General features: G+C 72.1%; 11 protein-coding genes and 1 pseudogene. 7 read left to right on the forward strand and 5 right to left on the reverse strand.

Features of this window, described 5'->3' with window-relative positions; all coding sequences use genetic code 11:
• Positions 1-86: 86 nt before the first annotated feature.
• The 3 genes from DTB53_RS33085 to DTB53_RS33095 all read right to left on the reverse strand — a co-directional run bounded on the left by DTB53_RS33085 (position 87) and on the right by DTB53_RS33095 (position 3116).
• Entirely contained in the window at positions 87-1559 is a 1473-nt protein-coding gene (locus tag DTB53_RS33085; RefSeq protein WP_012377624.1) for an FGGY-family carbohydrate kinase, read from the reverse strand.
• Positions 1560-1683: 124 nt separating this feature from the next.
• Positions 1684-2460, reverse strand: a complete 777-nt coding sequence (locus DTB53_RS33090; RefSeq protein ID WP_003964091.1) for a DeoR/GlpR family DNA-binding transcription regulator — start codon at positions 2458-2460, stop codon at positions 1684-1686.
• Between the two features lie 5 nt (positions 2461-2465).
• Positions 2466-3116 (reverse strand): histidine phosphatase family protein, encoded by a 651-nt coding sequence (locus DTB53_RS33095; RefSeq protein ID WP_003964092.1) that lies wholly within the window; start codon positions 3114-3116, stop codon positions 2466-2468.
• Positions 3117-3319: 203 nt separating this feature from the next.
• On the opposite strand from DTB53_RS33095, the gene DTB53_RS33100 reads away from it, so the two are divergent.
• The 5 genes from DTB53_RS33100 to DTB53_RS33120 all read left to right on the forward strand — a co-directional run bounded on the left by DTB53_RS33100 (position 3320) and on the right by DTB53_RS33120 (position 9366).
• The gene (locus DTB53_RS33100; protein ID WP_003964093.1) at positions 3320-4375 is read left to right on the forward strand and encodes a 2-hydroxyacid dehydrogenase; all 1056 of its coding nucleotides are present in this window, start codon (positions 3320-3322) and stop codon (positions 4373-4375) included.
• 96 nt (positions 4376-4471) lie between these two features.
• Complete coding sequence (locus DTB53_RS33105; RefSeq protein WP_012377627.1) at positions 4472-5944, forward strand: FGGY-family carbohydrate kinase; 1473 nt, start codon at positions 4472-4474, stop codon at positions 5942-5944.
• 109 nt (positions 5945-6053) lie between these two features.
• Positions 6054-7133 carry a substrate-binding domain-containing protein gene (locus DTB53_RS33110; RefSeq protein WP_012377628.1) on the forward strand — a complete coding sequence of 360 codons (1080 nt, stop codon included), beginning with the start codon at positions 6054-6056 and terminating at the stop codon, positions 7131-7133.
• Positions 7134-7243: 110 nt separating this feature from the next.
• Positions 7244-8104 carry an ATP-binding cassette domain-containing protein gene (locus DTB53_RS33115; RefSeq protein WP_012377629.1) on the forward strand — a complete coding sequence of 287 codons (861 nt, stop codon included), beginning with the start codon at positions 7244-7246 and terminating at the stop codon, positions 8102-8104.
• Positions 8101-9366, forward strand: a complete 1266-nt coding sequence (locus DTB53_RS33120; protein WP_012377630.1) for a sugar ABC transporter permease — start codon at positions 8101-8103, stop codon at positions 9364-9366. Before DTB53_RS33115 ends, DTB53_RS33120 begins: the two co-directional genes overlap by 4 nt.
• Before the next feature lie 173 nt (positions 9367-9539).
• Here DTB53_RS33120 and DTB53_RS37760 read toward each other — a convergent pair.
• Positions 9540-9665, reverse strand: a pseudogene (locus DTB53_RS37760) (GNAT family N-acetyltransferase); the annotation flags it as partial.
• Positions 9666-9741: 76 nt separating this feature from the next.
• Here DTB53_RS37760 and DTB53_RS33125 point away from each other — a divergent pair.
• Complete coding sequence (locus DTB53_RS33125; protein WP_012377631.1) at positions 9742-10722, forward strand: serine hydrolase domain-containing protein; 981 nt, start codon at positions 9742-9744, stop codon at positions 10720-10722.
• Between the two features lie 374 nt (positions 10723-11096).
• A complete protein-coding gene (locus tag DTB53_RS33130) occupies positions 11097-11819 on the forward strand; it encodes a hypothetical protein (protein ID WP_042495343.1) in 723 nt (240 codons plus the stop codon).
• 193 nt (positions 11820-12012) lie between these two features.
• Here DTB53_RS33130 and DTB53_RS33135 read toward each other — a convergent pair whose 3' ends face one another.
• Entirely contained in the window at positions 12013-12426 is a 414-nt protein-coding gene (locus tag DTB53_RS33135) for a hypothetical protein (RefSeq protein WP_042498004.1), read from the reverse strand.
• Positions 12427-12506: the final 80 nt, after the last annotated feature.

Here is a 12506-nt window from a genome sequence, read left to right on the forward strand (position 1 = left end):
GGATCCACCGCCGCCGGCATCCGGGCGGTCGTCGCCGCTCCTCGTCGGCGGTGAGCCGCCGCGGTCGCCCGAGGAGCGACGACGCGTCAGCCGTCGGAGATCCAGCCCCGCTCGCGCAGCGCCGCGACGAAGCGGCCGTGAGCGTCGTCGAGCGCGGAGCGTTCCCCCGGCACCGGATCGACGAGGGCGCCGCCGCGCACCATGGCCGCCGCGCCGGCCGCGAGATCCTCGTGGAGCGTCCCCGTCGCCGCGAGAAGCGCGGCGCCGAAGGCCGTCTCCGCACGGTCGACGACGCGGACGGGGCGGTCCAGGACGGTGGCCCGGATCGCCGTCCACACAGCGCTGCGGCTGCCCCCGCCGGCGGCGTGCAGGGGGCCGAGCACCGGAACGCCGAGTCGTTCGACCCGCTCCAGGGCCAGGCGTTCGACGAAGGCGACTCCTTCGAGTGCGGCCCGGTGGGCGTCCGCCTCGTCGCGGGGGCGGCCCAGTTCGAATCCGCGCGCCGCGCCGGAGACGAAGGGGAAGCGTTCGCCGTCGCGGCGCAGCGGGTACCGCACGTACGAGGCGGGGCCCCGGGCCGCCGCGGCGGCGTCCAGCGCGGGCAGGCGGGCCGGATCGACGTCGGCGAGCCACTCCCCTCCGGTGTTGGACGCCCCGCCGGGGAGCCACCAGCCGTCGGGGTGGCGGTGGCTGTAGACCGCCCCGGTCGCGTCGTGGACCAGCTCCGCCGAGACCCCTTTGAGGACGTACGTCGTGCCGAGCACGCCCACGAACCGGCCCGGTTCGACCGCCCCCGTGGCGATCTGTCCCGCGCAGCCGTCCGTCATCCCGAGGCGTACGGAGCACCCTTCGGGCAGGCCCGTGGCCTCGGCCGCCTCCCGGCCGACGACTCCGGCCTCCGTGGCGGGGGCGCGTACGGCGGGGAGCAGCGCGAGCGGGAAGTCGAATGCGTCGAAGACCTCGTGCGCCCACTCCGCGGCACGGGCGTCGTAGCCGGACTTGAGTGCGTGGCTCCAGTCCGTGGCGACCGGACGGCCCGTCAGCGCGCGCCCGACCAGGTCGGGTGTGTGCAGGACGTGGCGCAGGCCCCGGCCGTACGTCCGCAGGCACCAGACGGCTCGGCCCAGCGCCGCGGTGGGTCCCACGGACAGGCCGAGCGCGTCCCACCGCGCGCCGCCCACCCGCTGCGCCTCGGCGTTGAGGTCGGCGGCCCGCCGGTCGTCGTACATGAGGGCCGGGCCGAGCGGGACGCCGTCGGCCCCGGTGGGCACGATGGTGCCGGACGTGGCGGACACGGCCACCGCGGTCACCTCACGGCCGCCCCGGGGCAGCGCGCCCGTGGTGCGGCGCAGCGCCGTGCGTACGGCGGGCCACCACGACCGGGCGTCCTGCTCGCTCGTCCCCGCGACGGTCCGTACGGGGGGCGGCAGTTCGGCACGGGCCTCGGCGAGCACGCAACCGCGTCCGTCCACGCACACCACGCGGACGGACGCGGTCGCCACGTCGATGCCGATCACGGCCGGGGCGTGGGGCGTGGGGTGGCGGGATGCACTGCTCATGGCGGAAAGCGTCCTTCCCGGGCGGAACGGGCCTCAGGCGCCCACCGATCGGGTGGACGGTCCATCGCGGTGGTTGCGTGCCTGTGAAATCAACATGCCTTCCATCAGGGCGGGTGAAACGGCCTCAGGGGGCGACGGCGGCCACGGTCACCCGGGTCCGTTCGCGGAGTTTGCCGAGCAGTCCGGCGTCGGCTCCGTCGTCCACGACGAGGTGGTCGAGGTCGCCGACGGGCCCCACCCGGTGCAGCGCGGTCCGGGCGAGTTTGGTGTGGTCCATGAGCATCACCTTCGTGGCCGCCGAGGTGAGCATCGCCCGTTTGACCAGCACCACGTCCTGTTCCTGGTGGTAGGCCGTCCTGGCATCGAGGGCCGAGGTGGAGACCGCGACGAGGTCGACGGAGAGCGCCTCCACCGCCTCGACGCAGGGCATCCCGAGGAAGGAGTCGTGGGTGCGCGAGTACTCGCCGCCCAGGGCGATCAGCCGGATGCCCTCGCACCCGGCGAAGACGTCGAGCACCCGGCGGGCGTTGGTGACGACGGTGAGCGGGGCGAGGTCGACCAGCAGACCGGCCATGACCAGGACCGTGGTGGAGTCGTCGAGCATCACCGACATCCCGGGCTCCACCAGCGCGGCGGCGGCGCGCGCGACGGCGTTCTTCTCCGCCGTGTTGACGCCGAGCCGGTAGTCGAGGCTCGACTCGAACACGGTGGACGGCAGGGCGGAGGCGCCGCCGCGGAAGCGTCGCAGCACTCCTTGCCGTGCCAGGTCGTCGAGGTCGCGGTGGACGGTCATCAGGCTCACGCCCGTGAGCCGGGCGAGGTCGGCGCCCGTGGCGGTGCCCTGCTCCACGACATGGTCGGCGATGAGCCGTCGCCGTTCTTCGGCGGATCTCTTGGTCATGGGGGTCAGTCTCCCGCAGGGCTCGGGCCGGGCGCTGGGGCGGGGGGCGCGGTGGTGGGTACGTTGAGCGAGCGCAGCGCCGTCTCCGTGCCGCGGATCTCGATCTCCGTGACGGCCCCGTTGTCGAGTCGCGGGAAGATGCGCCGGTAGCGCCCGAGGGGCAGGCCGAGGAGTTCGCACAGGGCGATGCGCAGCAGGGTGTTGTGTGCGACGACGAGGACCGTTCCCCGCTGGTGACGGCGGGCCAGGTCGCGCAGGGAGCCGGTCGCCCGCGCGGCGGCCAGGGCGACGGGTTCGGAGCCGGGGAAGGCGCCGGATTCGGCGTCCTCGCGGAAGCGCCGTACGGCTTCGGGGTCCTCCTCGGCCATCTCCTCGACGGTCCTGCCCTCGCCCCATCCGAAGTCCACTTCCCGCAGCCCTTCCCGGACGTCCGCCGCCACGCCCAGGGCCGCCGCCGCGGGCGCCGCGGTCAGACGGGCGCGGCCGAGCGGGGAGCAGGCGACCGCGTCCACACGGCTGCGGGCGGCCCAGGCTCCGAGGTCGGCAGCCTGGGCCACGCCCCTGGGTGTCAGGGCGACGTCGGTGACACCGGCGTACCGGTTCTCCGCGTGCCACTCGGTCTCGCCGTGGCGCACCAGCAGGAGGCGCGTGGTCATGGAGGGGGCCCTTTCGACGTCGGGGCGAATCCGAGGCATCAGCGGCGGGTCGTACGGGCCGGGCTCATTGCCGGTTCACGTGAGCGCTGTTAAATTTAACAGAAATTCCACAGCCCAGGACCGGCGCGTCATGGCTCGGATCACGTTCCGGCCTGCTCGCCATGCCACCCCACCGGCTCTCCTCGCAGAAGGAATCCGACGTCATGCGCATCCTCGCCGCAGGCGACCACTTCGTCCGTCCCGCGTTGATCCGCGCCGCGGTGAGCCGGGAGCTGTCGCGGACGGGCCGGGAGCTCCCGGAGTTCGCGGAGCTGACCCTCCCCTGGCCTCATGAGCCCTTCGGTCCGGTCGCGGAGGTCCGCGAGGCGAGCGGCACGGAGGACGGGCTCGTCGAGGCGCTGGCCGGGGCATCGGTCTGCGTGACGCAGATGGCCCCGTTCACCGAGCGGGTGTTCGCCGCCTCGCCCGGGCTGCGTCTCGTCGCCGTCTCCCGGGGAGGACCGGTCAATGTGGACCTGGCCGCGGCCACCCGTCACGGCGTCGGGGTCAGCTTCGCCCCCGGCCGCAACGCCCAGGCGGCGGCCGAGTTCGCCGTGGGGCTGATGCTCGCCGCGATGCGCCGTGTCACCGTCGCGGACGCGGAGTTCAGGCGGGGCGTCTGGCGGGGCGATCTGTACGCGTACGAGGAGAGCGGCGGTGAGCTCGGCGGCGCCACGGTGGGCCTCGTGGGCTACGGGGCCATCGGCCGCATCGTGGCACGGGTGCTGCGCGCCTTCGGGGCCCGGGTGCTCGCGGCCGACCCGTACGCCGACCGCGCGGCGGTCGAGGCGGACGGGGTGGAACCGGTCGAGCTGGACGACCTCCTGAGCCGGAGTTCGGTGGTGAGCCTCCATGCCCGCCTGACGGAGGAGACCCGTCATCTGATCGACGCCCGCCGCCTCGGGCTGCTCCCGCACGGCGCGGTCCTGGTGAACTCGGCCCGCGGCGGGCTGCTCGACCACGCGCCGCTGCCGGGGCTGTTGCGCGACGGGGCTCTCGGGGCGCTCGCCCTCGACGTGTACGACATCGAGCCGGTCCCCGCCGACTGGGCCCTGCGCGACGCGCCGAACGTGATCACCACTCCTCATCTCGCGGGCGCGACCCGGCAGACGGCGCACCGTGCGGCGGCCATCACGGCCGCCGAGGTCGGCCGCTTCCTGCGCGGGGAGAAGCTGTCCCACCTCGCGAACCCCGACGTCCTGGCGGCCGGCGGGGCCTGACGGCCGCCGTCGCCGTGACCCGTCACCCGCGGCCCGCCGCGCGGGAATCCATCGGCTCGTATCGGCTGCTACCGGCTCGTACAGGAGGCACCAGGCGTGAGCACCATCATCGGTGTGGACATCGGGACGTCGGTCACCAAGGCCGTGGCGTACGACGGGGCGGGGGGCGCCCTGGCCTCCGCGAGCCGGCGCTCGCGGCTGGACATGCTGCCGGGCGGGCGGGTCGAGCAGGATCTCGACGACGTCGTGGCCGGTGTGGGGGATGTCGTGCGCGAGGTCGCCGCCGCGGTCGGCCGGACGCCGGACGCCGTGGCGCTCACCGGGCAGGGGGACGGTCTGTGGCTGCGGGACTCCGGGGGCCTGCCGGTGCGGCCCGCCATCTCGTGGATGGACGGCCGGGCCGCGGAGCTGGTGACCCGCTGGCTGGTGGACGGCACGATCAGCACCGCTTTCGCGCACACCGGCTCCGGGATGTTCCCCGGCTGCCACGGCCCGCTGCTGAACTGGCTCCAGGAGCACGAGCCCGACGCGCTGGACCGGGCCGCCGTCGCGGGGTACTGCGTCGACGCGGTCGCCCAGCGGCTCACCGGCCGGGTGTGCCTGGACGCGTCGGACGCGACGCTGCCGTTCCTCGACCCCCGTACCCGCCGCTACGCGCCCCAGGCCCTGGCCGCCTGCGGGATCGGGGACCGTGCGGGTCTGCTGCCGTCCCCCGCCGCTCCGGGCACGGTGCTCGCGCTGGACGGTCGCGGCGCGGGGCTCCTGGGGCTGCCCGAGGGACTGCCGGTGGTCGCGGGGCCGTACGACCTGCCGGCCTGTGCGATCGGGAGCGGCGTGCGCGAGGTGGGGGACGGCGTCCTCATCCTCGGCACGACCCTCGCGAGCCAGGTGCTGACCGACCGCGTCGATCTCGATCCGCTCGCCGAGCCCGCCGGCATGTGGTTGTGCACGCCGTCCCCCGGCCGCTGGCTGCGCGCCATGCCCGCCATGGTGGGAACGGCGGCGCTGGAGTGGGTGCTCGCGCTCGTCGGCGCGACCACGGCCGACGTGGACGCCCTGCTCACCGACAGCCCGCCCGGGGCCCGCGGCGTCCACGCCTTCCCCTTCCTGTCCGAAGCGGGTGAACGGGCCCCGTTCGTCGATCCGTCGGCCCAGGGCAGACTCGACGGGCTCAGTCTGGCGACGGGCCGGGAGGACGCCGTGAGGGCCGTCTGCGAGGCCATCGGCTATGCCGCCCGGCACTGTCTGGACACGGCGGGGCTGAGCGGCACGCTCGCCCTGTGCGGCGGCGGCACCCGGTCGGTGTTGTGGGCCCGGCTGATCGCCGACGTCCTCGGCCGGCCCGTCCGCGTACCACTGGAGGAGCAGGTCGGGGCGCTCGGCGTGGTGTCCGTCGCCCGGTCCTCCCTCTCCCCGGGGTACGAGGCGCCGCCGGGACGCCACCGGGTCGTCGAACCGCGTGAGGGCGTACGGGCGTTGTACGAGGACGGATACGAGCGGTACCGGGCGGAGTTGGCGACGGCCCGGGCCGCATGGGGAGCTCGCGCGCGGTTGTCCCGGCGTCCCTGAACGGGCCCGTCGGCCTGTTATTTATGACATGCCCATTGACACTACTAACACGTGCGCTGTTAATTTGACGCGAAGGAGGGCTCTCCGCCTGAAGACACAGGAGATTCCAGTGAAGCAACGCTCTGTCAGATCGTTCGCCGCTGTCCTGTCCGCGATGGCGGTGACCGTCTCCGCCGCCGCCTGTACGACGAAGGCGCCGACCGGCTCCGGCGGCAGGTCGTCGGAGGACGCGAAGATCGCGTTCCTGATGCCCGATATCGCCTCCACCCGGTACGAGCTGTACGACGCCCCCCTCTTCAAGGCGAAGGTGAAGGATCTCTGCGGTGGTTGCGAGGTGCTGTACCAGAACGCGGGCGGCGACGCCGCGAAGCAACAGCAGCAGGCCGACTCCGCTCTCGCGCAGGGCGCCGACGTCATCGTGATCGATCCGGTGGACTCCGCGGCGGCGGCCGGCACCGTCCGTACGGCACAGGGCCGAGGGGTCCCCGTCATCGCGTACGACCGGCCGATCCCGGCGGTCGAGGCCGACTACTACGTCTCCTTCGACAACGAGAAGATCGGCTCCATGATCGGGGCGTCCCTGGTGGAACACCTCAGGGCCACCTCGGCCGAGGGCGGCCTCCTCCAGGTCAACGGTTCACCGACCGACGCCGCGGCGGGCCTGATCAAGAAGGGCGTGCACAGCGCGGTCGACTCCAGCGGATTCGACCTCCTCGCCGAGTACGACACCCCTGCCTGGGAACCGGGGAAGGCGCAGAGCTGGGTCAGCGGTCAGATAGCCAAGTTCCGGGGAAGGATCGCCGGAGTGGTCGCCGCCAACGACGGGACGGGCGGCGGTTCCATCGCCGCGTTCAAGGCGGCCGGAGCGGCCGTGCCGCCGGTGACCGGGAACGACGCCGAACTCGCCGCCGCCCAGCGGATCATCAAGGGCGATCAGTACAACACCATCTCCAAGCCCATCAAGACCGTCGCGGAAGCCGCCGCCGACGCGGCGTACGCCTTCGCACGGGGTGAGAAGCCCCGGGGCGAGACCGAACTCTTCGGCACCCCCGCACAACTCTTCACCCCCACCGTGGTCACCCGGGAGAACATCGCGGAGGTTCTGGTGGGCGACGGGAAGCCGTTGAAGACCGCCGAGGTGTGCACGCGGACGTACGCCGCCGCGTGTGCCGAGGTCGGCCTCGCGTAGCCCCACCGGCCCGGCCACGGCGCCACCCCGTCCACGACCGGGTCGGGGCGTCCTCCCCGCCCCGGCCCGGGCCGCCACTCCCCCGTCCGCTCGCCCCGGAAGGCCGGTCCATGCCCGCTGACTCCCCACCCTCCCCGCACGAGGGGCCGGGCGGCCCGCTGCTCTCCCTGCGCGGAATCAGCAAATCCTTCGGCGCCGTCGCCGCGCTCACCGATGTGGACCTCGACGTCGCCGCGGGGCGGGTGGTGGCTCTGGTCGGCGACAACGGCGCGGGGAAGTCCACCCTGGTGAAGATCCTCTCCGGGGTGCACCGGCCGGACGCCGGAACCATCGGTTTCGGCGCCGAAACCGTGGCGATCACCTCCCCGGCCACCGCCCAACGGCTCGGCATCGCGACCGTGTTCCAGGACCTGGCCCTGTGCGAGAACCTGAACGTGGTGGAGAACCTCTTCCTCGGGCGCGAGTTGCGCGGGCTGCGGCTGGACGAGGTGGGCATGGAGGTCCGCTCCCGCGCTCTGCTCGGGGAGCTGTCGGCGAAGATCCCCTCGGTACGCGTGCCGGTCGCGGCCCTGTCCGGCGGCCAGCGCCAGACGGTGGCCATCGCGCGGACCCTCCTGGGCGACCCGAAGGTGATCATCCTGGACGAGCCGACGGCGGCCCTGGGCGTGGCGCAGACGGCGGAAGTCCTCAATCTGATCGAGCGCCTGAGGGAGCGTGGCCTGGGCGTCCTCATGGTCAGCCACAACATGGCCGATGTGCGGGCCGTCGCCGACACGGTGGCCGTCCTGCGGCTCGGCCGCAACAACGGGGTTCTCGACGCGGCCGGGACGACGGCGTCGCAGCTGGTGGCGGCCATCACCGGGGCCGCCGACAACGTGGTCAGCCGCCGCGCCGGCCGCGACCGGGCCACGGCCGACGGCACGGAGTCGGCGTACGGGGCCGGAGCGGCCCAGCAGGGGGAGGCGTCATGACGGAACCGGCCGCTGTCACGAATCCCGGGCCCCGGCCCGACGATCCCCTCAGCCCCCTCGGGCAGAAGCCCCGCCCCGCCGGTGCGCGGGACCGTCTGCGGGCGGCGTCCGGCCGGCTGCGCGGCGGCGACCTCGGTCTCCTGCCCGTCCTCGCCGGGCTGGTGGTGATCTGGGTCGTGATGCAGATCCTCGACCCCCTCTTCCTGTCCAGCGCGAATCTCACGAACCTCGCCCTCGAGAGTGTCCCGGTCGGCGTCATCGCCCTGGGAGTCGTCTGCGTCCTGCTCGTCGGGCAGATCGATCTGTCGGTCGGCTCGATCAGCGGCCTCGGCGCGGCCGTACTGGCGGTCCTCTTCGTGGACCGGGGGCTGCCGGCCTGGCTCGCCGTCGCGGTCGCGCTGGCCCTGGCGGGTCTGATCGGCTGGTTGTACGCCCAGGTCCACAACCGGATCGGGGTACCCAGCTTCGTGATCACCCTCGGCGGGCTCCTCGGATTCCTCGGCGTGCAGCTGTGGATACTCGGGCCCAAGGGATCGATCAACCTGCCGTTCGACTCGGGCCTGGTGACCTTCGCCCAACTCCATTTCCTGCCCCCGTGGTTGGCGTACACGCTGGTCGCCGCGGGCGCGGTCGTGCTGTACGCGACCGGTGCCGCCCGGGCGTCGGAGCGACGCCGGGCGGGGCTCGCCGCCGCCTCCCGGCGCCTGCTCGCCGGACGGAGTCTGGCGCTGCTGGCCGGCCTCGGCGCGGCGGTCTGGTATCTCAACCGGGACCGGGGGGTGGGCTGGATGTTCGTGTTCTTCCTCGCTCTGGTGCTGGCGCTGCACTACGTCCTGTCCCGCACCGCCTTCGGCAAGTCGATGTACGCGGTCGGTGGCAACCTGGAGGCCGCCCGGCGTGCGGGGGTGAACGTGAAGGCCGTCCTCACCACGGCGTTCGTGCTGTGCGCGACGCTCGCGTGCGTCGGCGGCGTCCTCTCGGCAGCACGCCTCGCCGCGGCCAACCAGAGCAGCGGCGGCGGTGACGTCAACCTGAACGCCATCGCGGCGGCCGTCATCGGCGGCACCAGTCTGTTCGGCGGCCGGGGCACCGCGTTCGCCGCGCTGCTCGGGGTTCTCGTGATCCAGTCGATCTCCAGCGGGCTCACGCTGCTCAATCTCGACTCCGCGTACCGCTTCATGGTGACCGGCGGCGTGCTGCTGCTCGCGGTGTCGCTGGATGCCGTGGCCCGGCGTTCGCGGGTCTCCCACGGCAGGGCCTGAGGTACCGCCCGATCCGCCCGGATCCGCCCGGATCCGCCCGGATCCGCCCGGCGCCACGATCCTCGGCGGAGCCGTGTCGCCACGCACGGCGTGAGGGCGGCCTGCGGCGAACGCTTCCGTGCACAGGTCACGCGTGGGAATCCCGGGGCGGACGAACTCTGCCGCTGCGGGGCCCGGGAGCGGATCACGCGGAATCCGGCCCGTGCGTGGACGGCGAGGCCGGCGGTGTTCTCGGGGAAGATCCCTGCCTGGACCGTCCAGATCCCCGCCACGCCTGCGTACACGCACCGGTCGAACACCTCTGGCCCCGTCGCCCGCAGGCCTGCTCGAATATTTCGGTTTCGGTGTCACCGAGGCCGAAGCTAGGCTGCGCGAATGGGGCCAGAAGACATCGACACCATCGCCGAGAAGACGGGATTCTCCGGGGTGGTCCGGATCGACCGGGGCGGCCGGGTCGAGTTCGCGAAAGCCTATGGGCTGGCCCATCGTGCCTACCGCGTTCCCAACACTGTGGACACCAGATTCGGCATGGCCAGCGGAAGCAAGGGATTCACCGCGCTGGCCGTTCTCTCGCTCATCGAGGACGGTGCGCTGAAGCTGGACACCACAGCGAGATCGCTGCTGGGCAGGGATCTGCCGCAGATCGCGGACGACGTGACCGTGGAACATCTCCTCACCCACACTTCCGGCATCGGGGACTACCTGGACGAGGAGGCAGACACGGAGATCATCGACTACGTCATAGGCGCGGCCCACGAACTCACCAGCACCGAGGCCTTCCTGCCCCTGGTGGACGGCCACGCGACCAAGTTCGCGGCCGGTGAGCGGTTCGGGTACTGCAACGGCGGGTTCGTGGTGCTCGCCCTGCTGGCGGAACGGGCCGGCGGTACCGGCTACCACCATCTGGTTCGCCAACGGGTGCTCCTCCCGGCCGGTATGACCTCGACCGAGTTCCTCCGCTCCGACGAGCTCCCCGCCGACGCGGCTGTGGGCTACCTGCCGCTGGACGGGGTGGACCGCTCCAACGTCTTCCACCTGCCGGTGCTGGCCTCCGGTGACGGCGGCATTCACACCACGGCCGAGGACGTCTCGGCCTTCTGGCGCGCGCTCTTCGCCGGGGACATCGTGGATCGCGTCGACGAGGTGGTACGCCCGCGCAGGGACGTGCCCGAGGAGTCGATGCGCTACGGTCTCGGCTTCTGGCTCCACGAGAGCACGGACACCGTGTTCCTGATCGGCTACGACGCCGGCGTCTCGTTCAAGTCCGCTCATGACCCGCGCACCGGCACCACCCGCACGGTCATCTCCAACACCACACCCGGCGCTTGGCCGATCGCGGGCGCGCTCATGACGTGACGGTCCGGTACCCCCGGGGCCGGGGGCGCCGGCTTTCCGGTCGGTGACCCGTAGACACCGCGCAGCAGGCCTCTCCCCGGATGCGCACTCATCTGCCGGCGGCGACCGCGTGCTCCGGTGACCGTTGCCGGAGTCGCGAGAACCGGCTTCCACCCGAGGCGCCGGTCGGGCCGTCGGGCTGATCACCGCCGCCGCGGCCGACCGAAACGGTCCGCGGAGAAGCCGGCGAACCGCCACGAAAGATCGAGCCTTATGCCGGAAAACAGGCGATTGTCGGTTTGGTTGACGTCAAAACGTAATCCGGAGACTTCCCCGCCATCGGTAAGATCATTTTGTTCATTCTTGAGCAGTGAGAGACTCCGGGAAATAATCACATGAAGCCACGCAAGGCAATCGCGGCCGCCGCTGCACTGTCAGCTCTTTTCGCGGTATCCGCATGCAGCGGCACTTCGGCAGAATCCAGCGATCATGCGAAAACGAGCAAGAAAAGCACTCCCCTTCCGGCCGAAGCCAAGGCTGAGGCCGAGGCCGAGCGCATCGGAGCGATGACCCCACAGGCCCTCGAAAGAGCCACGCTCTCCGGAAAGGAGAGCAACTTCGAGGCCAAGAAGGTAGCCAAGGCGGATGTCGAAGCAGGCCGCGACATGAGGGCGGACAAGGCCGAGTGTCAGCCGCTGGCGAGCTTGGCCGGCGGCTACACCCACATCCCCGCGGTGGCGGTCGAGCACCGCGCCCTCGAACCCGTCGAGACGACGAACGCAACCGTTGGATCGATGTGGCTCGCTTCGCACTCGGAGCGGAATGCCAAGAAGGTCCTGGCGGAGGTGCGGACCTCTCTCCAGGAGTGTCCCGACGGCTTCAGAACTCTGGGACTGACCTACACGTCGGTCAAGGCGGTCAAGGCGCCGGCTCTGGGTGACGAGGCCGTCGGCTACCGCATTACCAACGTGGTCGGAAAGCAGAAGGTCAGCATGACGTACACCCTGGTCCGCAAGGACGGCGTGGTCGCGGTCTTCTACGGGGTCAACATGCTGACCCCGGAGAAAAGCGCGATCCCCGATTCGGTCGTCCGCGGCCAGATGGAGAAGCTGGGCTGAGTACTGACGCGTCGGCGGGTCCCGATGGGGAAGCGCCGGTGACCGTGACGGGAAGAGGCCCTTCGACAACCCTCGTGGGAGGGCCCTCTGACAGCCCGCGCGACCGGATCCGCCACGCGACTTTCGCAGCGTGGAGCCGAGGGGCGGTGTGCCACTGCGCGGCACCCGCCCCTCGGCTCCGGTCGGCGGAGCGTCAGCCGACCTGCCCGGATTCCGCCGGGAAGTCCGGCGGCCAGGGCTCACGCGGGTCGTACAACGACTCCCGCTCGCCCATCAACGCGTACTCGGCCTCCCGCCAGGACGGCCGGCCGGCGACGACGAAGCTGTCGCCGTCGCGCTCCAGCATCCACGTGTAGGCGGCGTCCTCCGCCGGAATGCCGTGCCGTTCGCCGAGCAAGCCGAACTCGGCCTCGGTCGCCCGCCGGATGTGAAGCCCGTTCCGGTAGAAGGGCTTGAGGAACATGAGCTCCACATGCCCGAAGGAGACCTCGACCCGGGTCGTGGTCCGGTCCACCAGCGTGGCCTCACTGGCCAGGAACAACTGCCGGTGCGAGGGGAGGAAACCGATGACTCTGAAGAGCCGTCCCTCCCGGATGAAATCCGTCATGACCACCATCTTCTTCCCACTGGGGCGTGTTGTGAAAGGAGCGCCGTCCGCCCGGAGGGCGGGCTCGGCGGCGTCCGGTG

The sequence above is a fragment of the Streptomyces griseus genome (genome assembly GCF_900460065.1).
In the GTDB taxonomy this organism is placed as follows: domain Bacteria; phylum Actinomycetota; class Actinomycetes; order Streptomycetales; family Streptomycetaceae; genus Streptomyces; species Streptomyces griseus.

Coding starts and splice junctions, on each gene's coding strand:
- DTB53_RS33120 (WP_012377630.1), top strand. CDS start 8,101: ATGACGGAACCGGCCGCTGTCACGAATCCCGGGCCCCGGCCCGACGAT.
- DTB53_RS33135 (WP_042498004.1), bottom strand. CDS start 12,426: ATGACGGATTTCATCCGGGAGGGACGGCTCTTCAGAGTCATCGGTTTC.
- DTB53_RS33115 (WP_012377629.1), top strand. CDS start 7,244: ATGCCCGCTGACTCCCCACCCTCCCCGCACGAGGGGCCGGGCGGCCCG.
- DTB53_RS33085 (WP_012377624.1), bottom strand. CDS start 1,559: ATGAGCAGTGCATCCCGCCACCCCACGCCCCACGCCCCGGCCGTGATC.
- DTB53_RS33095 (WP_003964092.1), bottom strand. CDS start 3,116: ATGACCACGCGCCTCCTGCTGGTGCGCCACGGCGAGACCGAGTGGCAC.
- DTB53_RS33130 (WP_042495343.1), top strand. CDS start 11,097: ATGAAGCCACGCAAGGCAATCGCGGCCGCCGCTGCACTGTCAGCTCTT.
- DTB53_RS33100 (WP_003964093.1), top strand. CDS start 3,320: ATGCGCATCCTCGCCGCAGGCGACCACTTCGTCCGTCCCGCGTTGATC.
- DTB53_RS33090 (WP_003964091.1), bottom strand. CDS start 2,460: ATGACCAAGAGATCCGCCGAAGAACGGCGACGGCTCATCGCCGACCAT.
- DTB53_RS33125 (WP_012377631.1), top strand. CDS start 9,742: ATGGGGCCAGAAGACATCGACACCATCGCCGAGAAGACGGGATTCTCC.